The 23036-nt window shown below is 47.9% G+C and carries 21 protein-coding genes; 13 read left to right on the top strand and 8 right to left on the bottom strand.

From position 1 onward, the window contains the following. The first annotated feature begins 1 nt into the window (after position 1). A complete protein-coding gene (locus tag TEU_RS07985; protein ID WP_050003277.1) occupies positions 2-1156 on the top strand; it encodes a bactofilin family protein in 1155 nt (384 codons plus the stop codon). 306 nt (positions 1157-1462) lie between these two features. Here TEU_RS07985 and TEU_RS07980 read toward each other — a convergent pair whose 3' ends face one another. The 5 genes from TEU_RS07980 to TEU_RS07960 form a co-directional block, all read right to left on the bottom strand. Beyond that, positions 1463-2638, bottom strand: coding sequence for a thiamine ABC transporter substrate-binding protein (locus tag TEU_RS07980; protein ID WP_050003276.1), 1176 nt, complete (start codon positions 2636-2638; stop codon positions 1463-1465). A gap of 84 nt (positions 2639-2722) precedes the next feature. After that, positions 2723-3226, bottom strand: coding sequence for a TIGR00288 family NYN domain-containing protein (locus TEU_RS07975; RefSeq protein WP_050003275.1), 504 nt, complete (start codon positions 3224-3226; stop codon positions 2723-2725). Continuing rightward, the gene (locus TEU_RS07970; RefSeq protein WP_050003274.1) at positions 3207-3743 is read right to left on the bottom strand and encodes a TIGR00288 family NYN domain-containing protein; all 537 of its coding nucleotides are present in this window, start codon (positions 3741-3743) and stop codon (positions 3207-3209) included. Before TEU_RS07970 ends, TEU_RS07975 begins: the two co-directional genes overlap by 20 nt. Positions 3744-3808: 65 nt before the next feature. Continuing rightward, positions 3809-6238, bottom strand: coding sequence for a tRNA(Met) cytidine acetyltransferase TmcA (locus tag TEU_RS07965; RefSeq protein WP_050003273.1), 2430 nt, complete (start codon positions 6236-6238; stop codon positions 3809-3811). Positions 6239-6297: 59 nt separating this feature from the next. Beyond that, a complete protein-coding gene (locus TEU_RS07960; protein WP_050003272.1) occupies positions 6298-8121 on the bottom strand; it encodes a tRNA-guanine transglycosylase in 1824 nt (607 codons plus the stop codon). 62 nt (positions 8122-8183) lie between these two features. Between TEU_RS07960 and TEU_RS07955 the strand changes: the two genes are divergently transcribed. The 8 genes from TEU_RS07955 (at position 8184) to TEU_RS07925 (ending at position 18518) form a co-directional block, all read left to right on the top strand. Then, a complete protein-coding gene (locus TEU_RS07955; RefSeq protein ID WP_081947226.1) occupies positions 8184-12761 on the top strand; it encodes a DEAD/DEAH box helicase in 4578 nt (1525 codons plus the stop codon). Positions 12762-12827: 66 nt separating this feature from the next. Next, positions 12828-14738, top strand: a complete 1911-nt coding sequence (locus TEU_RS07950) for a S9 family peptidase (RefSeq protein ID WP_050003270.1) — start codon at positions 12828-12830, stop codon at positions 14736-14738. 27 nt (positions 14739-14765) lie between these two features. Then, positions 14766-14930, top strand: coding sequence for a hypothetical protein (locus TEU_RS11725; protein ID WP_158506641.1), 165 nt, complete (start codon positions 14766-14768; stop codon positions 14928-14930). Positions 14931-14982: 52 nt separating this feature from the next. After that, positions 14983-16401 (top strand): radical SAM/SPASM domain-containing protein, encoded by a 1419-nt coding sequence (locus TEU_RS07945; protein WP_050003269.1) that lies wholly within the window; start codon positions 14983-14985, stop codon positions 16399-16401. Then, the gene (locus TEU_RS07940; protein WP_050003268.1) at positions 16398-17273 is read left to right on the top strand and encodes an ABC transporter ATP-binding protein; all 876 of its coding nucleotides are present in this window, start codon (positions 16398-16400) and stop codon (positions 17271-17273) included. The genes TEU_RS07945 and TEU_RS07940 overlap by 4 nt, the downstream gene beginning before the upstream one ends. Then, a complete protein-coding gene (locus tag TEU_RS07935) occupies positions 17270-17953 on the top strand; it encodes a multidrug transporter (protein WP_081947224.1) in 684 nt (227 codons plus the stop codon). The genes TEU_RS07940 and TEU_RS07935 overlap by 4 nt, the downstream gene beginning before the upstream one ends. A gap of 32 nt (positions 17954-17985) precedes the next feature. Continuing rightward, positions 17986-18228 carry a hypothetical protein gene (locus TEU_RS07930; protein ID WP_050003957.1) on the top strand — a complete coding sequence of 81 codons (243 nt, stop codon included), beginning with the start codon at positions 17986-17988 and terminating at the stop codon, positions 18226-18228. After that, entirely contained in the window at positions 18225-18518 is a 294-nt protein-coding gene (locus TEU_RS07925) for a hypothetical protein (protein ID WP_050003267.1), read from the top strand. Before TEU_RS07930 ends, TEU_RS07925 begins: the two co-directional genes overlap by 4 nt. A gap of 19 nt (positions 18519-18537) precedes the next feature. Here the strand turns inward: TEU_RS07925 and TEU_RS07920 are convergent, their stop codons facing one another. Together TEU_RS07920 and TEU_RS07915 are read right to left on the bottom strand one after the other, a co-directional pair. After that, positions 18538-18999, bottom strand: a complete 462-nt coding sequence (locus tag TEU_RS07920) for a DUF1931 family protein (protein ID WP_050003266.1) — start codon at positions 18997-18999, stop codon at positions 18538-18540. Positions 19000-19062: 63 nt separating this feature from the next. Next, on the bottom strand, positions 19063-19383 hold the full coding sequence (locus TEU_RS07915; protein WP_050003265.1) for a hypothetical protein: 321 nt from the start codon (positions 19381-19383) through the stop codon (positions 19063-19065). A 116-nt stretch (positions 19384-19499) separates the two neighbouring features. Between TEU_RS07915 and TEU_RS07910 the strand changes: the two genes are divergently transcribed. Continuing rightward, entirely contained in the window at positions 19500-20108 is a 609-nt protein-coding gene (locus tag TEU_RS07910; RefSeq protein WP_050003264.1) for a molybdopterin-guanine dinucleotide biosynthesis protein MobA, read from the top strand. Here TEU_RS07910 and TEU_RS07905 read toward each other — a convergent pair. Beyond that, positions 20083-20601: a biotin transporter BioY gene (locus TEU_RS07905; protein WP_050003263.1), complete on the bottom strand. Its 519-nt coding sequence runs from the start codon at positions 20599-20601 to the stop codon at positions 20083-20085. The two genes, TEU_RS07910 and TEU_RS07905, sit on opposite strands and share 26 nt — an antisense overlap. Before the next feature lie 57 nt (positions 20602-20658). Between TEU_RS07905 and TEU_RS07900 the strand changes: the two genes are divergently transcribed. From TEU_RS07900 to TEU_RS07890, 3 genes are read left to right on the top strand one after another with little or no spacing between them, the layout of a single operon-like run. Then, positions 20659-21396 carry a biotin--[acetyl-CoA-carboxylase] ligase gene (locus TEU_RS07900; protein ID WP_081947223.1) on the top strand — a complete coding sequence of 246 codons (738 nt, stop codon included), beginning with the start codon at positions 20659-20661 and terminating at the stop codon, positions 21394-21396. Then, entirely contained in the window at positions 21396-22175 is a 780-nt protein-coding gene (locus TEU_RS07895) for an energy-coupling factor ABC transporter ATP-binding protein (protein WP_050003261.1), read from the top strand. The genes TEU_RS07900 and TEU_RS07895 overlap by 1 nt, the downstream gene beginning before the upstream one ends. After that, positions 22172-22972 carry an energy-coupling factor transporter transmembrane component T family protein gene (locus TEU_RS07890; RefSeq protein WP_050003260.1) on the top strand — a complete coding sequence of 267 codons (801 nt, stop codon included), beginning with the start codon at positions 22172-22174 and terminating at the stop codon, positions 22970-22972. Before TEU_RS07895 ends, TEU_RS07890 begins: the two co-directional genes overlap by 4 nt. Positions 22973-23036: the final 64 nt, after the last annotated feature.

Below are 23036 nucleotides of genomic sequence, written 5' to 3'. Positions count from 1 at the left end.
TATGTTACTCAGGGGGGTAGTGAGAGAGCCGATTTTTCCTCAAAATAGTCACCTTGAAGAAAGCGTCAGAATTGAAAGGCCAGCAATAGTTTTGGACTTTGTTCTGGCCAATAGCATAGAAGTGGACGATGCCACAGATGATGATAGGGTAATAACATCTTCCCTCTTCGGGAAAGACAGAGTGGTCGTGGGTAGAAACGTAGCAATTGTAGGGAATGTTCAGAGTAATGGAAAGATTACGATTGGAGATGGTTCTGTGGTATTTGGGAACGTGGTCGGCAGAGAAGTAACTGTCAGAACCAACGTTAATGTGTTGGGAAACATAATTGCTGTGAATAAAGTGGTTATTGGAACGGGCTCAAAAATCGGAGGGTACGCAGCGTCAATACATGGAACAGTGAAAGCAGATGATAACGTGGAAGTTTTTGATATATTCGGAAATTCGGGGATATCCCTCGGGCAGGACGTTCATATAATGGACTATTCAGTGTACGGAGGCACTGGGGGGGTTAATGTCAAAGGAAAAATATCACTCGGAGAGTACTCTATTAATTCTCCCGAGGAGATAATGTTCAAGAACTCCCTAAATCTGCTCTCAGTTTTGGTGCTCACACAGTATAACCCAAAGGCTTCTTTGAAGTACCTGAAGGACAATTTAAATTCTATCATGGACATTAAGTCGTATCTCAAGAAGCATAACGTAGACATAGGAGAATTGGAAAAAGAGTTCCAGAGCAAACCCCTTTATGACACCATTAAGAAAGCACTCTCTGAAGTAGCCCAGACTCTTTCACTCGCTTCTCCAAGCATTACAATAACCAACGCGAACGCCCCGGTAACGATAACAGTTGGCAACAATAACGTTGTCTCGGTCGCCGCTGGCCAAGGTGACAAGCATCTAACTGTGAACCTCCTAGAGCTCTTCCAGAAGGCCAAGAATAGCATCATGGAGGGAAGCCTACCAAAAGCTTACTCCAAGCTGGTTTCTATTAGGGAAATTGCTTTAAAGCAAGGCAACGTGCCGGAAGAGCTCGAAGAGGCCCTGAGTATCATTAAAAACAGAATAAGGGGCGGGGTAACCGTGGCCAACGAAGAGTTGAAGGAGGTTTTGATTTCGCTTTTAGATGCGGCTTACAACAAACTGCTTAAGGTGTGACATTTTATTTTTTCCAGCTCTCTAAGCTGTGATTGTCGCAACAAGAGAATACCGAGGTACAGTCAAAAACAGCTACCTTTGCACCACTGGTTTGCATTTTCCACCCTAAAGCTCTGCAGACAGTAAGCGGCAGGATTGAAGCCTCCAGGTACCGACGAGATAATCGGAGGTCAACTCTCGTCCATATGCAAAAACCCGCTAATTTGCTCCCTGCATGCAGTATAGTGTGGAGCTTGCGGTGATTGTCGGCTTTCACCCCTTCAAGATTCGGAGGGTCTGCACAAGAGCTAAAGAAAAATAGAAAAATCAGAGCCTCCTCCTCAGAGCGAGGGGGAGAACCGCGAGGCCAATTACAGCGCCCGGGCCGCAGATTCCAGACCCCTCACCGCCCTGGCTCTCAGTCTCGCCCGTGTTTGATGCGGTTGCGGTCTGCGTCGGTGAGATTTCCTCCGGCTTCTTGCCCTCCACCATGAGGGCCCTCCACTCCCTGAGCCACTTGTCCGTGTTCTTGGCGAGCTCCTCCGAGGTGATTGAGATAACCTTGGCAGAGCTGACGTCGAGGGCATAGCTGAAGCAGGGCGGAAGCTCAACTTCCTTGTTCACCGGGTACATCCACTGGTTGAGCGGGAGCTTCTCCTGGGCCTCCTTGCTTATCAGGAAGTTTATGAACTTCTTGGCGAGTTCAAGGTTCTTGGTGCCCTTAACGATTCCGGCGCCCTCAATCTGGACGTAGGCGGTGTTGTTGAGGAACACGACCCCTATGCTGGTGTCATTGTAGTTGCAGGCAGAGTAAGCGGGGTCTGTGGCGTAGCTGACGAATAGCGGGGCCTGGTTCTTGTCCCACATCTCCCAGCCTTCTCCCCAGCCCTTGACGATTATTACATCGTTCTGCTTCAGCTTCTCCCAGTAGTAGGGCCACATGTCCCCGTAAACGCCGATAGTCCAGAGGAAGAACGCCATTCCCGTTGAGCTCGTGAGCGGGTTCTCGACAATGAGCTTGCCCTTCCACTCGGGCTTCGTAAGGTCTTCAAAGGTCTTCGGCGGGTTCTTCACGACGTCCTTCTTGTAGACGATGGCTATTGCACCGTAGTCGTAGGGAGTGAGGTGGAACGTCGGGTCGAAGTCCTCTATAATCCACTCCGGGATGTAGCCAGCGTTCTCGGGCCTGTAAGGTATCAGAACCTCCGCCTGAATGGCCTTCTGGAGGTAGCTGTTGTCAATTCCGATGACGACGTCCGCCTGGGGGTTGTCCTTCTCCAGTATCAACTTGCTGAGCACCTCACCGGCGTCGCCGAACGTTACGAGGCGCACTTTGGCCCCGTATTCGTTCTCAAAGATGGGTATGATTTCCTTCATCCAGGGCTCAATGCTCTCGTAGGAGTAGACGGTCAGCGTTGGGGTTTCCTTCGCCGTAGCGGGCACAGCCCCAAAGAGCGAGAGGGCAAAGACTGCCACAATCAGCAGTGACGCTAGCCTTTTCATCAGACCACCCCCATTAACAAGTTGTTTTGCTCCATAACTCGATAATTGGGAGGGTAAAAAAAGTTTGCTTCCTAAATTTGGCCCTCAGGTCTGCTCTTCCCTGCCGACCATCTTGATGACGTAGTCCGCCGCGTTCTGGAGGGCCACAGAAAAGCCGGGTTCAACACCTATGATTATCGTTTCCTTCCCCTTCCTCTTGGCCTCCTGGATTATGGGGAGGAAGTCTGCGTCCCTCGTGGCAAGGGCTATGACATCGACGTCGGAGTTGTAAATCAGCTCCATGGCCTCGATGGCGATTCTAACATCGGTATCCCCCGCGACTATCACGGGCTCAAGCCCCTGGTTGACAACGGCCTCGATGAGCCCCTGGGGAGCGTACTGGTTGAGAACGACCTTCGCGACCCTTATTTTACCAATTCTCTCAAGCGCCTCGACGATGTCTTCGAGCTTTATCCCGAACTCCTTTCGAAGAATGTTGGGCCCGTCGACGATAAGCCCGATGCTCTTGCCTTTTATTTCAACTTTCTCAACTTCCTGCTCCGGTTGTTCCTTCTCGCGCCTGAGCACCTTAATGAGCGTTTCCTTCATTCTTTGTCCCTCCCTCTTTCTTCGGCTCAAGGGTAATGGTGTAGTCCGCCGCGTGCTTCAATGCGGCCGAGAAACCCGGCTCAACGCCGATGACTGCTGTTTCTTTTCCTTTTTCTTTGGCCTTCAGAATTACCGGTAGAAACTCCGCGTTTCGCGTCGCGAGCGCTATGACGTCTATGTTCGGGTTGTAAATCTCACGCATGGCCTCAACGGCGAGCTTGACTCCTGTTTCCCCCGAGACAACAATCGCCTCGAAGCCCTGATTCGAGACGGCCTCGATGAGCCCCTGGGGAGCGTACTGGTTGAGAACGACTTTAGCGACACGGATATCCCCTATCCTCTCGAGGGCCTCGACGATGTCTTCGAGCTTTATCCCGAACTCCTTTCGAAGGATGTTTGGGCCGTCGATGAGGAGGGCTATCCTCTTCCCCCGCTTGACCTTTTTCTTTATCATCCCTATGCTTCTGATTCCATCCTTTGTCATCGAAATTATCCTTTCCCAGCTTCCCCCGGGCATAAGTGTCACCATTGAAACTGCTAAAATCAAGGACCCTTTACGAGATAATGCTATAAAAATATTTGTCAAAGGAGCCTCTTGTAGTAGTACCAGAGGCCCCTTATGATGTCCCTTACCTCTATCATGGTAAAGGTCTCTGTCCTGTCTATGAGCTTCGCCGTCTCCTCCCAGCTATGAGCTTGAAGGACGCGGTAGATTAGGAGTTGTATCTGCCTCTCATCGAGGTAGGGCTTCATCCAGCCGTCGAGGAAGTAGAGCTTGACGATTGGCCTGACTGCGTCAACCACGGTGTCGTAGGTGAGAACCTTGCCCGTGAACGCATCCAGCCTCTTCTTCTGGATGTCCGTGAGGTGAACAGGGTATTCAACGGCTTCGCCGAAAGGTGTCTCAAAGAGCCAGCGCGCTATCTCGGGCTCGAGCTCCCTGTGGGTGTCCCCGAGCCACTCCGTGAACCTTATCCTGAACTCGTCGTTGGCCTTCTTGATGAGCTTCCTCGCTCTCTCGCTTATTGGCTTGAGGACTATCGCAGTGTACTCGCCGCTGACCGGGTTTCGGGCAGGGCTGAGGTGTACCACCGCAAAGCCGTTCCTGACCCAGAAGCGGACGAGCTCTTCGCTCGCACCGAAGCCGGAGCCTATCCAGTCGAGGCCCTTCTCCCTCGCTTCCTTCTCAAGGAGCTCAAGGGCCTTGCTTCCGAGCCCCATGTCCATCGCGTCCGGGTGCGTCGCAATTCTGACTATGCGGTAGCCCTTCAGCTTGGCGAACTCCTTCAGGTAGTGGTGCTTGACCATCATATCGGGGATTATGTTGCCCCTCGGCTTGTAGCCCTTGGCCATTTTCTCGATGACGTTCTTGGGAATTCCGCCCTCTTTGGCTATCTGGACTGCCGTAACAATCTTGCCGTTTTTCAGCCTGAGCACGCGGGCCTCGTGGTGGGGCGCATCGGCCAGCAGGGCAACGTCGCTTGGCCTGTTGCGGTAGTGGGCGAGGATGTAGATCCCAACGAAGTGCCTGAGGTCTTCCCTGTCGTTTTCGAACCAGTCGTCGAGGTCTGGCTCCTCAAGGCAGACTTCCTTCTTCTTGATCAGCTCGAAGTCCTCCTCTGTGAGCTCCACTGGTTCAGCATCAAGGAGCAGGACGTCAAAGAGCCACCGCTCAATCGGGTCGTTTTCAGCGTAGCGGATTGGCTCATCCATGTGGAGCTCCTTAAACTCCCTCTTCTCTCTCGCCCTCTTGAGGAACTTGACCGAGAAGCCCCTTCCCGCTCCCTCGTAGCCGTGGATTGTTGAGGAGTAGACGACTCTCTCCTTGTTGAGGTACTTGTGGAGTATGGGCACGTGAATTCCCGCGGCCTCGTCGAGAATGTAGAGGTCGGCGCTCTTCCTGTAGCCCTCGGCCGGTGGGTAATAGCGGAGGCCGATTTTCCTCGCGTAGAGCTCCTTTATCAGGCCCCTCTCCTCAACGACGTGGGGCTTAAAGCCAAGCTTTTCAAGGGCCCTCTTGGCGAAGCGGAAGAGAGCCTGGACGTTCTCAAGCTCTGGAGCTGTAACAACGATTCTCGTCCTCTTCTTTAGAGCCAAGGCCAGACCTATTGCGCCTATTCCAACGGAAACGCTCTTGCCCCTTCCCCTGTCTGCAGTCAGAACGAGCATTCCGCCATCAACGAGCTCCTCGAAGGCCTTCAAGACCTCAACCTGGCCCTCGGTTAAGGCCATCTCGTAGAGCTCCCTCGGGAAGAGGGTCTCCTCGGGAATCGGCACGCCCTTTCGGCCCTTTATCTTGGCCTGGCTCTTGTGTCTCTTCGGCTTTTTCCTGGCCTTTCCGTTCTCGGTGATGATGTAGATACCGTCATGCTCCGTAAACTTTCTGATAAGGCGCCTGTTGAAGCGCTTCTTGACGTCGTCTATGGTGTAAGGTGGCGTTACGAGGCTCTTGTGGAAGCCCGTCCACATGTCCTTCCACTTCTCAAACGGGTGGGCGAGTATGAATATTAGCCCACCACCGCGCACGGTCTCGATGATCCTTCCGAGGTCGTTCGGCGAGTAGTCGTAGCTCATGTCGAGAACCAGCAGGTCGTAAGTCCTTCCAAGGATGTCACGGGTGTGCTTGAAGGTCACGGCCTTTACCTCGACGTTCGAGCCGGCCAGAACGTCGAAGTGCTTTCTGAAGGCCTCGTAGCGCTTCCTGCCGAATGTCTCCTCGCCAAGGGCGTCGGTGGCGTAGAGAACCTCGATTTTGTCCTCGCTCTCGTCGCGGAGGCGTTTCTTCATCAGCTCGTCGAGAACTCCACTCAAAACCCTCGCGGAGGCCCCCGCGAGTATTCCGGCCAGCTCGGCCTTCCTCAGGGTATCGCCCTCGATTAGGATCATTCTCCTGTGGAAGTTCTCAAGGGCCTGGGCTAAAGCGGTCTCAGTGAGCTTGAGAACCGAGTCCTTAACCTTCTCGCCCTTCGCGTACTCTCTCACTTCCTTGTCAAAGCGGACCTTGACGGTCACGGCCGTCACCCCCCGGAAGAAAGGGAGAAGAGGGATTTAAAAAGGTTCAGTACTTGTGTTTAATAATTTTTTAATAGTCCCTTTAGTGTCGCTACGAGAGTCTTTAAATGAGTCTTTTTCCTGACTTCTGAATTAACTCTTCTTTTTAGTTGAGTTTCATCTGGAAGAAGGATTATAGAAACTTTCCCGTTCAGCTCTTTTTGAACTCTCTGGACAATTTTCCTGTATGGTCCACCCCCGATGTATGCAATGACCCATTTATCTTTTGCATGAACCTCCAAAAACTCTTTCAGCCTAGTGGATACAAGAGTTATTTGTTCTTCTGGAGTACGAGAAGATAGTACAAAGTCGTATTCCAATATCGAAGTTTCTTTTTCAAAATCCTGGGGAACCGGACCATACATTCCAGAGAGAGTAACCTTTTCAATTTTTTTAATATCAACACCATGCTCCTGAAGATATCTAAAAATAAGCTTGTGTGTTGTAGATTTTGAGTATGGTTTTTTTGGAGTGCAGGATAAGATTAAAATAACTCTCTTCTCTGGGGAGACACTATACGGTGTTTTTGTTATGTCAAACTTGGTGGGATCACGCTTTAAGGAAATTCTCTGGGCATAAAACTGGCCCTTGGAGAGTTTTGGAAGTTTCAACTTAAATTTAGTGGCAATATCGATGAAGTCTTCGTCAATCGTTGATAACTTAGCAACTACTTTCAAAAGCTTGTTGTCACTATTTGCATATCTAACAAGCCACTCTTTAAACTCGCGAGATTTAGGATTGTACTTTTTCAGTTCTCCTATAAGATTCAATTGAACAGATAGATTATGAAGTGCAATTATACCATAGATATCCGACTTGATTACTTCTTTCCCATTGAGGATATATCGAGAGTAACTTTTGCTCTTTAGTATCTTTTTTGCTTTCTGAAGATTTCGTCCTCTGATGCAATCACAAAATGGGCATAAATCCAAATCTCTGTTGGTTATCGTGTAAAATTTCTTTTTTTGAGTGTATGAAACAAAAAACTGAAGATTTTGGGCAGCTTTGACATATGTATTACTGTCAAAACTGTTTACTCCCAAATAATACATGAAAGGAGTTATCCTTCCAGAAATTCCAAAAACATGTATGGGAATTTTTTCTGGGTCAGAATGTATCTCAAGTAATGTGTCCTTGAGAGCTTTTATTATCTCAACGATTAGCTCATAATGGTTCTTTATTGGAACCATTGAACCAATGGCCAACCCAAAAGGATAGTGGGAATACTCATTAAATCCGGTTTCCTCAAGGAGATTGAACAATCTTTTGACATAATACTGAATTTCTTCGTAGGATCTGCCATGGACAGCAAGATACGGAAAAACATCCACATCATGTGAATCATATACTAATTCCATCAGGCGTACAGCATTCATAATGCTCTTTTCCATTCTTTCATTAGTTTCTTTCTTATTTAGTCCGGGGGGTATTGGATAATCCAAAGATGCAACGTAGTCAGCACCAAGTTTAAGTTGCAAATCCAAAACGCTTTCGGGTGTTGCTTTAAGTTGGTACTTTGACAAATCATACTCCCGGTTATACAGAAGTTTAAAACCACCACTATCTGCGAAAAGAATAGGGGAATAAGTTGGATTCTCTTGTATAATCCAGTCTTTTAATGTCTTTCCATCCTTAAACCATTCATTAAAGCTCTTTTCATTGAGATTAAAATCCACAAAGTGAAGAACTTGAGTCATTATTGTAGACAATTTTAGCTCGTGTATTATTCCTCTTTTAATCGATTTCCATATACCCCCATTTCGGAGAACTCCCGGAGGGCCTGTTATGAAATTGACTACGGGAAAAAATGTGAATTCTCGTGGTGGCTTTGGACGGGCAGACATGTTTAATCCCTAATCTCCAAGCATCACGTTAGATTTAAAAATATTTAGTACTTTCTCATAAAATGAAGGTGGCAGTTATTATGAATAGAGTAAGCTTAACGCTACATCCAAGTGAGATTGCCAAATATTTTGAGCTTGATAAATGTCCGAGATATATTTACTGGCTGAGTAAGAAAGAGGAACTTAAAAGTGAGCTTTCTCAGTTAGACGAAAAGATACAAAACAAATTAAAAGGAAAAATTGACGAGATATTGAGAGAACAGGGAGAAAACTTCGAATTAGCACAATTGAATATCTTGAGTCAAATGACTGGTATTCCTGAAAATGACATAATTAAGTCTGAGAAAAAATTTGCAAACTTAATCTGGTATATATTGAATCCTCAGTTCTACAAAGAGAAGCAACGTATTTTCTTCCAGCCACACATAGAGAGTCAAATTGGAATATACAAACTTGAAGGCAAGGCCGATATCATCTTAGTAAGGCATTTGCCCCACAAGGTCGAAATCTGGATTTTTGAAGCAAAGTTTACCAATCAAGAAAAGTTCCATCATAGAATCCAAGCAGTAGCATATGCAATGTTAATTTACAATGCAGTCAGGACTTCAATAAAAAATCGGGACATTAATGTCTATGTTGCAGTTCTCACAAAAAAGAACAATCTCAACTCTGCATACGATTGTTTGGAAAAACGTGGATTTTCAGAAGAAATTAGACCAAATGCTGATATTTTAAATGAACTCCGAGAACAAGGCTGCCTAAAAGCTCTTAAATTTCCCGAAGAAACGAGAACATATATTGAGATTTTAAAACAACACCTAAAAAAAGATGGGACATTTAGTAAACTAATAGAAGGGAAAGAAATCCCAAGGTTTTGGATCAGTAAGAGATGTCAAAATTGCCCATATGAAGCCCTGTGTATCAAAGAAGCTGTGGAAGAACGGAGTCTAGGATTATTGGGTATCCTGCCTGGAGACCAAGAGCTTCTTGAAGAAATGGATATTAAAACATTAGAGGACTTAGCGAATCTATATGACTATCCGGAAAAATTAAGCCCAAAAAATTTTGAACCTCTTAAACCTAAGGATAGCGAAAAAGTAAATGCTATCTTAAAACGCCTGAACATAACAAACCTCCAGAAACTTTCCCAAGGTGCATACAGGCTTCTAAGGGAGATAAATCGCAGAGCTGGAGAGCCAGATTACTTTCCAGACTGGCTACAAGGTTCCGGATTTAACTTACCTAAAGACACTTACAGAGAAGATGATATTATAACCCCTAACTATCCATCAGGATCCCTTATTCGGACGTATATATTTGTCCAGCATGACCCGATTTACGACAGAATAGCAATCTTGAGTGCAGTCGTGGAAAACACTCTCTCCAATAAGCAGAAAGTGATTGTCAAGATTATTCAAGAGTTCTCTGAAGATGAAGATAAAATGGACGTGTTCGAAAGACAGCTACTTGATGAGTTCTTTGAAGAACTGTTCCGAGCAATAAAAGAAGTAAAACCACAGGAATTGAACCTTGATGAATTCTTTAAGAATAGAGAACCCGATAAGAAGCCTTGGAAATCCCCTGAAGAATCCCAAAAATATGGTTATGTACACCTCTATTTTTATAGCAGATTCCAAAGGGATTCACTAATGGACGCTATAAAGCGGCATTCTAACAAGCTAAAATACTATAAGGGAATTAGATGGATACTTGGATTAAGATCGGCTATTGATTTTAAGCCCCGTGAGCAAGACACGGTTTCTATAATACAAGAGGATATAAAACGAAGAAAAGCTTTAAGGTTTCCCGGACTCGGCATAATTGTTACAACTGCCCAACACCGTATTCCAGGTCGTGGAGACGATTTATGGTTCCGGTGGGACAGCTCCCTAACGAGTAGATTCGAAAACATCTTCAAGATTGCCGCAAAGAAAGAAATTAGAGAAGATCAAAGTGTGCATATAAATCTAAATCGGTTGATTGTTGCTAGTGGATTAGAGTTCTCGGGTGAGATTTATCCAGTTATTAACCGAGACTTAGAGCAAATACCATTAGAACATCTGTGGAAAGACATCAAGGATGAAAAAGGTCGGTTTAAATTAGCCGAACTTGCAAAATATTTTGCACTTGCACTCCGACATCTAGAGAGGAGCGTTCCTGAATGGTACAAAGATGCCACCGTGAGAAAGGAACCAATCCCGATAGATGATTTAGAAGACCAAGGATTTGAGGAAATACCCCTTGCGGAGGTGTTGATGGAGTATCAGAAGCTAGAGCATCATACTAAAAAAGAGCTTATGGAAGAATACTACAGACTCCCGCTTAAAGAACGCTGCAGTACTGGGAAGTCTCTCCTAATTAAAATCGAATCAATAGAAAGACCAGATAATGATACCACAATAATACACGGTTATGCACTCCTCCCTGATGGGCAAAGATGGGACTTGGAGAGTGCCCCACCAATTTCTCTTTCTGAAGACTCCTTTGTTGTTGTTACTCCAGTAATTGAAGAAAATGGCGGATTTAGACAGATAACAAAGTATAAGGATCCCAAATCAATACAGTACTCAATACCTGCAACTATTCAATTCTTTGATGAAAGTTCTGGTAAAGTATCTATAAGACTGCTACAACCATTCGGTATTGAGAACTATGAATTTGTTGTAGAGGGGCATTTATATGTGGAAGAAAATAAGGTAAGAAGATTGGGAAATGGGGATATAACGTTACAGCCCGAGGGGTACTTGGTAATAGACGAGACTATTGATGACATAAATTCCTCAAGAGCTTATGATACCTTAAACACATTACGGGAAAATGCAGGTACACACCCATTCTATTCTAAACTAGACTCCTTATACAAGTCCCAAAGAATAACACAGGACAAAATTGATTTAATGAAGATTAAACCTCCATGGACTAAGAATGATATTGAAGAATTCGTTAATACCTTTTTGATTGAAAAAGTAAACGATGAACAAAGGAGTTTTATACTAAATTGGGATAAGAGTTTAGTAACTCTCCAAGGACCTCCAGGAACAGGAAAAACATCGTGGGCCGTATCACCTGCCATTCTGAGCAGGGTGTATTCGTCTTTAAAACAGGGGCATGATATTTTAGTTTTGGTAACAGGAATTTCCCACCGGGCAGTTAATGAGGCACTAACTAGTTTCCTAAGGCTATTTAGCTCCCTGAAAGGGGAGTTTGAAGGTAAGAACATTAACATATATCGGCTTGTAAACAGCTCCGAGCAAAGAGACAAAATACAAAAGGATGTTAAAAATGAAAAAAACAAACTTCCAGAAGAATTGCTTAGTAAAGTCAAATTCCTTAACTACAATAAAGACTCAATCCCCTTTAGCTCCCCCAAGAAGGGCAATAAGTCTTTAACAGAACTTATACAGCAGCCACAAGCATTTATAATATTTGGAACTACCGGTGCAATCTCAGGGCTATCTAATAAGAAACTCCCCAATAGAGATAAAATCAACATAGCCGCAGATTTAATTGTAATTGATGAGGCAAGTATGATGGATTTGCCCATGTTTCTCTTAGCAACTTCATTTCTCAAAGAAAATGGACAAGTCTTACTAGTTGGTGATCATAGACAAATGCAGCCTATTCAGCAACATGACTGGGAACATGAAGATCGTGAAACAATTGAACAGCATACACCATTCCTGTCTGCTATCAATTTCATAAGATTTTTACGTGGAGAACTCTCAGAATCGGAAAGAGAAGATTTCAAGAGAGTTCTTTATAGGAACCCTCCTTTGTGGAAAGATAACAACCTGAAAAAAGATATTCTACCGTTCCATAGACTCAATGAGACATACCGATTGCCTCAGATTGTCGCTGATATGCTCACAGATTTGTTCTATATACATGACAATATTAAACTTAAGAGCAAGAAACACGAAATAGAAAAACTAAAAGAGAAATCGGAGAAATTCAAAGAAGGACTATTAAAACACATTGAGAGATTAAGGGATAATCATGATACAATTCCCATAGCAAGCATAATCGATCCCGAATATCCTGTAACCTTAGTACTTCACGATGAGAACAGATCAACTAAAGTCAACGAAGTTGAAAAAATTATCATTAGTGAAATTGTCAAAAAGCTTCCAAAAGAATACACATCTGAGGATAAGTTAGGAATTGTTGTGCCATTCAAGGCGCAGAGAGCTCAGATTAAAAGCCTTCTTAGAGAGCTTGGGTTAGAGCACGTTCAAGTTGATACCGTGGAAAGATTCCAAGGAGGAGAAAAGGACATTATAATTATCTCCCTCACGGCAAGTGACCCCTCATATATAAGTGCAGTTTTAGAGTTTCTATTTAACCCCAATAGGCTCAATGTTGCTATGAGTAGAATGAAAGAGAAACTCATACTGATTGGATCCCAGGAAGTGTTTAATGCAACAACTAAAGATATCCAGAAATTTGAAGAACTAATAGAACCCTGGAGAACCCTATTCAGAAAGATACGGGCGTATGGAGAAAAATTATGGAGTGGAACTCTGGAGGAATTTGTTGGAGAGTTAGATACCAGTGCGGATATATATCAAAGAATACTCAATAAATACAAGGCTATTAACATGGAAGTCTTTGGAATAAACGAATGGCCTAAGAGTCCATGATTTTTAGATGCTTGTCGAAACGCTAAGCTTTTATACGAAAAGGCCAATCCAGATTTGGTGGTTTCTATGGCCAAAGGGCTGAGTATTAAAGACCTCGAAAAATTCAAGCTCGTTGGAAACCTCGACGCCTTCAGGCGGAAGGTCGTTTTCCAGGTTACCGAGATAAGCGTCGAGAAGGACGATTACTTCTCAAGGCTCTACCTCTACGACGGCAGAAGAGTTAAGCCCTTCACCTCCGGAAAGAAGGACTCAAACCCGCGCTTCTCCCCGGACGGGAAGCTGATAGCCTTCACCTCCAAGCGTGATAAGGAGAGCAAAGAGTCCGAGCTCTACGTTATTCCAACCGACGGCGGTGAGGCGAGACTCTTAGCGAAGTTCAAGTACGGGATTAAAAACCTTCGCTTCACCGAGGACGGCAAGAGTGTAGCAGTTATAACGCCGATAGACATCGAGAAGAAGCCCAAGGACGACGTGCACATCATCAAGGAGCTCCCCTTCTGGTTCAACGGTGTCGGCTGGGTCTACGGGAAGAGGAGCGTCGTCTATCTGGTGGACGTTGAAACCGGCAGGAAAAAGCGTGTAACGCCTAAGAACCTCGACGTCTCGGGGGTCCGCTTCCACGACGGGAAGCTCTACTTTATAGCTCAAGAAGACCGCGAGCGGAAGCCGATGGTGAGCGATCTCTACGTCCTTGAAGGCAGGAAGGCCAAGCGTTTGACTCCCGGAAAGTGGAGCGTGAGCGACTTCATTCCGCTCGACGACGGGACTTTCATTCTAAAGGCCAACACGAGGGAGAGGGGCATTCCTACGAACACTCACATCTACCACTACAACCCCGAGACGGGCGAGCTGAGGAAGCTCACAGCTAAGCTTGACCGCTCAGCCTACAACTCCCTCAACAGCGACGTCCGCGGAAGTCAGAGGGCCGAGCTGGTTTTCAGGGACGGCTGGGTCTACTACGTCGCGACCGACGGTCCAAGGGCGAACCTCTTCAGGGTAAACCTTGAGGGGAAGATAGAGCGCGTCATCGGAGGAGATAGAAGCGTTGAGAGTTTCGCAATCGGTGACTACATAGCCTTCACCGCCCAGGACGCGGTCACTCCACTGGAGCTTTACGTCCTCCGCGACGGCAATGAGAAGAAAATCACGGACTTCAACGGCTGGATTAAGGATTACAGGCTCTCCAGGCCGGAGCACTTCAAGGTCGAGGCCAGCGACGGCGTTGAAATAGACGCCTGGATTATGAAGCCCGTTGACTTCGAGCCTGGAAAGAAATATCCAGCGGTTCTCGAAATCCACGGCGGGCCGAAGACGGCCTACGGCTACGCCTTCATGCACGAGTTTCACGTTTTGACGGCCAAGGGCTTCGTGGTAATATTCTCCAACCCGCGCGGTAGCGACGGCTACGGTGAGGAGTTCGCCGATATAAGGGGTCACTATGGGGAGAGGGATTATCAGGACCTCATGGAGGTCGTTGATGAAGCATTGAAGCGCTTCGAGTTCATCGACGGGGAGAGACTCGGCCTCACCGGCGGTTCCTACGGCGGCTTCATGACCAACTGGATAGTCGGCCACACGAACAGGTTCAAGGCGGCCGTTACCCAGCGCTCAATCTCCAACTGGGTGAGCTTCTTTGGCACGACGGACATAGGCTACTACTTCGCTCCCGACCAGATAGGCGGCGACCCGTGGAGCAACACCGAGGGCTACTGGAAGAAAAGCCCGCTTAAGTACGCGCCGAACGTTGAAACGCCACTCCTGATAATCCATTCGATGGAGGACTACCGTTGCTGGCTTCCGGAGGCCCTTCAGTTCTACACGGCACTCAAATACCTCGGCAAGACCGTTGAGCTGGCGCTCTTTCCGGGTGAAAACCACGACCTCAGCAGGAGCGGAAAGCCGAAGCACAGGGTTAAGAGGCTTGAGCTGATAGCAGGGTGGATGGAGAGGTGGCTGAAAGCACCACAAACTTTTTAAATTCTTGTTGAAAAAAAAAAACTATTGGTGGTCGTCATGGATCGTGGACCTACAACAGAAAATGAAAAATACATAGTAAAGTTAGTTAGAGATCTTGCTGAGAGTCGTATGGAGTTCTATCAGTCACAGCTTCCACCCCTTTGTGCGGGCAGGGAGTGTAATTCCTCAGCATGGGCAATTTTTGGGTTTTGATGTTTTTATCTTTGTTTGTACTTAAGTCTGCAGTGCAATGGGGGGTGTATTGATGAACACTAAAGAAATGTACCTTAAACTCCAGGAGCTTGTTGATTCGAAGGTCTTCTACTGGAGAAAAGAAAATGGTAGAGGCTTGATATTGCATAAAATCAACAACAAAAAGGATACAAAAGGATTCGAGGTCTATACTGACATGGGAACTATAGCACTACTAGAGCTTGTAAAATTACATGTTCTTGTAAAATTACATGTTCCATATGAACAACTTGTAGCCATTATGGAGAACACATTTGGTATGAGTTCAGAAGAAGCGGAATCTGTTCTTCATGAACGCCTGCATAAACTTCTGGAGTTCAATACTAAAATCATATCCCCATACCCTCTGGGGCACCCCTACTCATACTCAGCCCCCCATCTTGCAGCTGTGGAGATAACAACCCATTGTAACTTAAGCTGTAATTATTGTTACGCAAATTCTGGCCCACATTCTCAAATGTATATGAACCTAGAACAAATTAAACATGTATTTGATGAGCTTGAAGTCATGGAAATACCAATCCTTTGGATTACCGGAGGTGAGCCCCTTCTTCATCCAGAAATTGAGAAAATACTCAAAGAGGCTCAGAATAGAGGTTTTTACGTCATTGTGGCTACTAACGGGACTCCTCTTTATAAGAATGAAAGATTGCTGTCTATAGTCAAAAACTATGTCGATGAAATTCAAATTGATTTAGACGGTGCAAGGAAAGAAACTCATGAATTCTATCGAGGACCTGGAACATATGAAAAAGTAATATGGTCTATTAAGAATTTAACAAAAGACAAAGATAAGCACAGAACAATGGTTGCTGTTGGCACAACTCTTGGTAAACGAAACTTAAATGAGATACCCGAGATAATTAGATTAGTAGATTCACTTGGAGCTGATTATTGGGTTTATGGTGCACTAATTCCAATAGGCAGAGGAAAGTTTATCCAGTGGGAGGGACTTTCCCCGGAGGATCTAGTAAAAGCATATAAATTGATACTCAACGGCTCCAAGTTCGCAAAGAATGTCACAGTATTAAAATCTTTAGCAGGAGTAACCCCCCTAAATCCTCCATTAAGCAAACCAACGGCCCGTTGTGGTGCGGTTAACTTTCAAATTCAAATCCATACCAATGGGGATGTGTATCCCTGTGTATTTCTCAGAGAAAAAAGATTCAAATTGGGTAATATATTCCAACAGTCTTTAAGGGATATATTATCCTCACCGTTAGCAGAGTACTTTAGAGTGGGAATAGACAATCCAGAGCAAGATAAGTATAACTTGGTTGATCCAAAATGTCGCAACTGCATTCTGTATCAGAAAGGATACTGTAACACATTTTGCAAAGCTATTCCCAGAGATAAGTATTGCACTAGAGACATAGCTGGCTCCCCCTTGAATGAGATGTACATCTCATTGAGTGGGGGCAGAAAACTATGAACGTTATCGAAGTCAAAGACCTTACAAAGACTTATGGAGCAATTAAAGCCCTTGACGCAATAACCTTCTCGATTCCTGATGGAGTCATTTTAGGGGTTATTGGACCAAATGGAGCAGGAAAAACAACACTTATCAGGATTTTGAGTTGTCTGCTGAGTTATGACAGTGGGACAGTTAGGCTCTTTGGTATGGAAGTAAAAAGGTGTGGAAATAAGATAAAGAGGAAAATTGCAATTCTTCCCCAAGAGGTGAGGGCCCACTTCTACACGCTGACACCCTTTGAGTATGTTTATCATTATCTCAGAATGCGTGGTCTGTCAAGGAATGAAGCCAAGAATCGTGCAAATCGTGCTATGGAGAAGTTTGGAATCGAGTATCATAATAGAATAATGTCAACGCTCTCTGGAGGAATGGTTAGGAAAACGTTGCTTGCAATGGTTTTATCAGCCAATGCAGAACTTTACTTCCTCGATGAACCCACTGTTGGCCTTGACGTTGAGAGTAGGTTAAAGCTATGGGAAGTGCTAAGGGAAAGAGCTGAGGATTCAACGATAATCCTAACAAGCCATTACCTTAATGAGATATCAACGGTATCTGATTTAGTACTTCTCCTTAAGAATAAAGTTCTCGCCTTTGGCCCGCCTGAGGAGATAGCAAAACGCTACCTATCAGATTTTGTCTCAAAGCTGGTCGTCTTTGGGGACTTTGGTGGAGAATTTATTTCCAAAAAGGCTGGTAGGAACACTATCCTTTACTTTCGATCAAAGGCCGAGGAAAGGGAGGCAATAACACTCCTGGAAGAACTTGGGATCCCATTCAGGAGAGAGGAGCTTACAATTGAGGACGTCTTTCTGGTGGGGGAGCTGGAATGATTTGGGCTATAGTTGAGTACTACTACAACGCACTGATGAAGAGCAAAGCCTCGATGCTCAGCTTCGCAATACAGCCAATATCATTTATTTTTATAGTCTATGTAATCAGCGGTGGGAAGTTCCTTGATTCTGCTTTATCTGGTGCGGTAGTTAGTTTTGTCGTTGGTGTGGGTATAGCTGACCTCTCGATAGAGCTCGTAGGTATGAAAGTTCGTTCAAAGTTCTACGACATTTTTATGGCCCTCCCCGGAAGAGGAATCGAAAAAACTCTGGGCATCTCAATTGGTATAAGTCTTCCTGCGTTCCCTTATATTGCAGTTTTAACAACTATCCTTATCATTAACGGTGGTTTTCAGCGTTTATTTGGTGTAGTCCTTGCTTTGAGTGCCCTCTGGCTCTGGAGCATTTCACTTGGGACATACCTTGGAACCAAGATAAAGGAACCTCTCACTGTCATGAGAATCTCCACCATCCTGACAACTCTCTTAACGGTTTTTCCACCCGTTTACTACCCCCTAGACATTGTCCCATATCAGCTAAGAAAACTCCTGCTCCTGATTCCAACTGTTAGTGCTTCAAGCGTCATGAGCGGTAATGTAACTGAAATTGCAATCATCTCCTTGGCGTCTTGGCTGGCAGTGGGCTTTTTGGTTCTCTTAATCGCTGAGTGGAAGGAGTAATGAAAGTCATTGGAATCCTGTGTGGGGATGACATGCCGAACATAACCCTCTCAGTCCCGCCTGACCTCTACAGGCGTATGAAGAAACACCCAGAGATAAAGTGGAGCGAGGTGGCGAGAAAGGCTATAGCGGAGTATCTGGCCAAAATAGAGGCTGAGGAACTCAGCTCAGACGAGTTACTCTCGCTTCTCGGCGAGGAATTCAGGAAAGAGCTTGAGAGCACGCCCGTTGAGGAGTATGAGAAGGCGCTCAAGAAAACGAGGGATGCCGAATGAAAAAGACTCTCTACGACACCACCGTCCTGATTGAGGCCGTAGAATCCCGCAGGAAGCTCGAAGAGTACACAACGGTTCTCAACATCGTGGAGTTCCTGAGGGCGCTTGAGCTTGGCCTGACCGTGATAACGCCGAGCCTCGAAGACTACCCGCTCGCGGTCAGGATATCGCAGGTAATGGTCAAAAGAGGAACGCCCGCTCCGGCGGTCGATGCGGTAGTTGCCGCGGTCGCGGTTAACAGAGAGCTAACGCTTGTTACGAGGGAGGAACACTTCGAGTGGATAAAATAAGAGTTCAGGGGCTGAAACTTCAGAGCGTATAATCCAGAACCTTCTTGGCCTCCTCGATGTGCTCGGGGTAGACGTTCTTAATCTCGGGGTGGAGGGCTTTGATGACCCTTCCAACGAGCACGAAGAGGGTTCCCGCGATAATCGGGAGCTCGTTGACGACGTCCTCCTCGAGCGGAATGTCGCCCGGTATCTTTTTGAGGACGTACTTCCTGATGGGCTCAATCTCGACCTTCTCGTCCTCGATGACCGCTCTAAAGAGGTTCAGGCTGTTCTTGAAGCCCTTGGTAATCGGTATGTGGCGCATCTTTATCGTGCTGGAGCGCTCGGCCTTGGCGTTCTCGTAGGCGACCTCGAAGAGGTCAGCGAGCTTCTTCTCGACTATCTCCATCATCTCCTCCGCTCTCGGCTTGATGACCGCGAGCTCGCAGGTTCTCTCCAGAATCTTCTGGAGCTGTGGATAGGGTATTATCATCTCTGCCATCTCCCATCACCTCCGCGTTCTTGCCGTGATTTTTTAGTAACCCAGGGTATATAAAACTTTCGCTCAGAGGAGCAGGAGAGCCACGAGCAGTCCGACCATAATCAGGGGGCCGAAAAGGAGAACCGCCACCGCCGACTCCTCTGTGGGCTTTTCCGGGCCGTACTTCTGGACGAGCCACAGGCCGGCGAAGAAACCCAAAACTATACCAATGAACCAGCCAAGGAGGCTTCCTTTAAACCGGAGGGAGTTGAAGGCGAGCATCGCTCCGAAAAGCAGAAAAACGCCGAGAAGAGCCTTTACCGTGCTTTTCTGCTTGATAACGAGGGCGTAGGATAGCGCCCAGGCGACCGTGAAGAGGAACCCGAAGAGTGCCTCCGCGAGCATGATTCGTCCCCCTAACATTAAAACCCTGCTGGGACTTTAAGATTTTTCTCGGAAAAACTGTAAAAGTGTTGAAATTTGCCAAAAGCTTTTTTAACGCCGTTGTCGTTCTGGTGAACATGCTCGGCGTTATACTTGCGTTTCCGGAGAAGAGGTGGGAAAACTACACCCTGCCCATGAACGGAGAACCCATCGTCAGGCTCACGGAGAGGAGGCTCTTAACCGCCAAAAGAATCCACGAGGTCAACACAATCGTCAGAAAGGACAAGCTGAAGACTTACTCTCTCCACGTTTCCAAGCCCATTCCAGTAACGGCAAGGGGCAAGATGGAGGCGCTCCTCAAAGCCCTCCCCGACGAACCCTTCTTCCTGGTCGAGGGCAACATGCCGCTGGTAATGCCGTTCCTCGTGAACTACCTTGTGGGTCTCTTTTACGAGAACGAGCCTGAGGCGCTAATCCCCGTCTGGAACGACGGAAGCGCCGAGGTATTTCACGCGGTTTATGAGCCGGACGCGCTGAGGGATGCGATAGAATCGGCCCTCGCGGAGGGTTACAAGAGCTTTTCAAGGATTGCCGAGTTCCTTGACTACGAACCTGTCTCGATAGAGGAGCTCGCGAAGAAGAACCCGAAGGTCACGCTGAGCTTCTTCCGCGTCAGGAGCTCCATGGACGTTGCCTTTGCAGAAAAAACAATTGAAGAGCTCAGAGCCAGGGGAGAGCCATTCTAACGGCCCTTGCTATTCCGACGGCCAGGACAGCCTTTGCCACGTCCACGGGCACAAAGGGAAGCACGCCGACAGCAAAGGCCTTACCGAAGTCCCCCCCAAGGTAGAGGCCGAGCCTCAGCCAGCCGAGGAGGTAGATTACCCCCAGCCCGAGCAGACTGCCGGCGGCCCACATAACCGGATTTTCCCAACCCTTTGAGAAGACGCCCGCCACGAGGGCCGCCACCGGGAACGCGAGCAGGTAGCCTCCAGTCGGCCCGTAGAGGTGGACGAACCCGCCGGTAAAACCCGCGAAGACGGGGAGCCCGATGGCGCCCGCCAGGACGTAGAGGGCCTGGCTCACGAAGCCCAGTTTGGGGCCCAGGATAAGGCCCGAAAGGAGAACCACCAGAACCTGGAGCGTGAACGGAACCGGCCCAAGGGGGATTTGAACCTGGGCGCTTACCGCCGTTAAAGCCACGAACAGGCCCGCAAGTGCCACTTCCCTAGCCTTCATGCCACCACCAGAGGGCGCTTTAGTTAATCTTTAAATGGTTTAGGTTAACAAAACTCCATGCCCAGGAGAAGAATGCTCCACGACAGTCCTGTAAAGAGGGCCATACTCCAAGGGCCGTTCCCAATCTCTGGAGAAGAGCTGGCAAAAAGGTTTGGAATCTCGCGGGTGGTGGTCTGGAAGCACGTCAGGGAGCTGAGAAGGCTGGGCTATTCAATACGCTCAACAGGAAAGGGCTACCTCCTTGAAGGGAGGCCGGACGTCCCATACCCCTGGGAGCTGGACGTCAGGGCGGTTTATCTTCCAGAGACGGCTTCCACAATGGACGTCGCGTGGAAGCTTGAGGACTGGACCTTCGTCATAGCGGGGACGCAGCGCTCGGGACGCGGGAGGGGCGGTCGGCGCTGGTTCTCACCGCCCGGCGGCCTGTACTTCTCGGTGGCCGTTTCCCCGAACCTCCCACTATCCGAGACGGACTCAATCTTAAGTTCCGTACTCTCTAGCATCGTGGAAGTCCTTCACGACCTCGGTGTCGAGGCAGAGCCAAGGGAGAACGCGCTTTACGTAGGGGACAGAAAGCTTGGGGGAGTTCTCGTCGAGATATCTGGAGAGATGGAGAGAATAAAGCGCGCCGTCGTGGGGGTTGGCATTAACGTGAACAACCCCGTCCCGGAGGGCGCGGTGTCCCTTCAGATGCTCCTCGGCAAGGTTTCGCTCCTTGAGGTTGCGAGGAAAACACTCCCCGCCGTCGAGGAGGGCCTGAGAAGACTTTTAAAGACCTCGGGAAATTCCGGTTGATGATAACGGTCGAAGACGTTCACTTTTCCTACGGCGGGCGCGAGGTTCTCAGGGGGGTAAGCCTGACCCTCGACCAGGAAATCCTCGCCCTAGTCGGCCCAAACGGGAGCGGGAAAACGACGCTGGCTAAGCACCTAAACGGGCTCCTCAAGCCGACGCGGGGCAGAGTCCTCGTGGACGGGATGGACACGAGAGAGCACACCGTTGCCGAACTCAGCAGGAAGGTCGGCTACGTCTTCCAGAACCCCGAGCACATGTTCTTCGAGGAGACCGTCTTCAAGGAGGTCGCCTTTGGCCCGAAAAACCTGGGCCTCAGCGAGGCAGAAGTCGAAGAGCGGGTTCGCTGGGCCCTCGGGGCAGTCGGCCTTGGGGGATTTGAGGAGAGGACGCCCTACTCCCTGAGCGGAGGCGAGAAGCAGAGGCTCGCAATAGCCTGCGTCCTGGCCATGAGGCCCAAGTACCTCGTGCTCGACGAGCCAACGACTGGCCTCGACTGGAAGGCCGAGCGGAGCGTCGTGGAGGTCATAAAGTCCCTGAGGGAGAGGGGCCACGGGATTCTGCTCATAACCCACGATATGGATCTGGTGCTTGAGCTTGCCGACCGCGTCGTCCTCCTGCGGGGAGGCAGAAAGGTCTTTGATGGCCCCGTTGAGGACTTCTTTGCCCTAAACCTTGAGGAGTACGGCCTCGAAAAGCCGGAGGTGCTTTTACTCGCGGAGAGGCTTAACGTAGGCTTCGTGAGGACGGTTGATGAAATCGTGCGGAGGGTCCGGCCGTGATGTACCAGTTCTACGTTGAGAGGGACTCGGTTCTCCACTCGCTCGACCCGCGTGTCAAGATAATCGGGATGCTGGCCGGGATAGTCTCTCTGATGTTCTTCAACGACCCGAAAGTCCTTGTACCGTTCTTTCTGCTCGTCCTCCTCTCTGGAAAACTCCTCGGAAAGCTTGGAATCGGTGAACAGCTCAGGCTCCTGAAGCCCCTTATGTTCATAGTCGTGCTGACGGTCATAGCCTGGCCCATTATCTACAGGCCCCGGCTTATGGGCCTTGTTTTCGGCCTCTCGTTTTCCCTCCGCCTGCTCGGCTTTGGCTTGATAACCTTCCAGCTCCTCATGACGACAAAACAGAGGGAGCTCATACTCGGCTTCGTTAAGCTGGGCCTCCCCTACGAGCTCGGCCTGACCCTCACGATAGCTCTCCGCTACATCCCGACTCTCTACATCATCGCGGGCACGATAATGGACGCCCAAAAAAGCAGGGGGCTTGAGCTCGACAAAGGAAACTTCCTGGAGAGGGCCAGAAAGACCGTCCCAATCCTGATACCGCTCATTGTTGCCGCCCTTAAGACAGCCCACGAGCTCAGCATAGCCCTTGAGAGCAGGGCCTTCGGGGCGAGCAGGAAGAGAACATTCTACCGGGACATAGGGATGACCGGAAGGGACTACGTGGCACTTGGAGCCGTTCTGGTTTCATTCGCGGTGCTTGTTTACCTCCGCTTTGTCCTCGGCATCGGGCACGTGGTCATTTACATTTCTCTTTTGGAAGCCTCGCCGTTCACGGCGGGGATGCGGTAAACCACCCGACGAGCAATCAAACAGGAAAGCAAAACTATTTTAAATCCTAAAATTCATACCATTA

This window comes from Thermococcus eurythermalis (assembly GCF_000769655.1).
Lineage (GTDB): Archaea > Methanobacteriota_B > Thermococci > Thermococcales > Thermococcaceae > Thermococcus > Thermococcus eurythermalis.
Note: the sequence above shows the minus strand (reverse complement) of the source record. Positions and strands in the feature narration are given on the sequence as shown.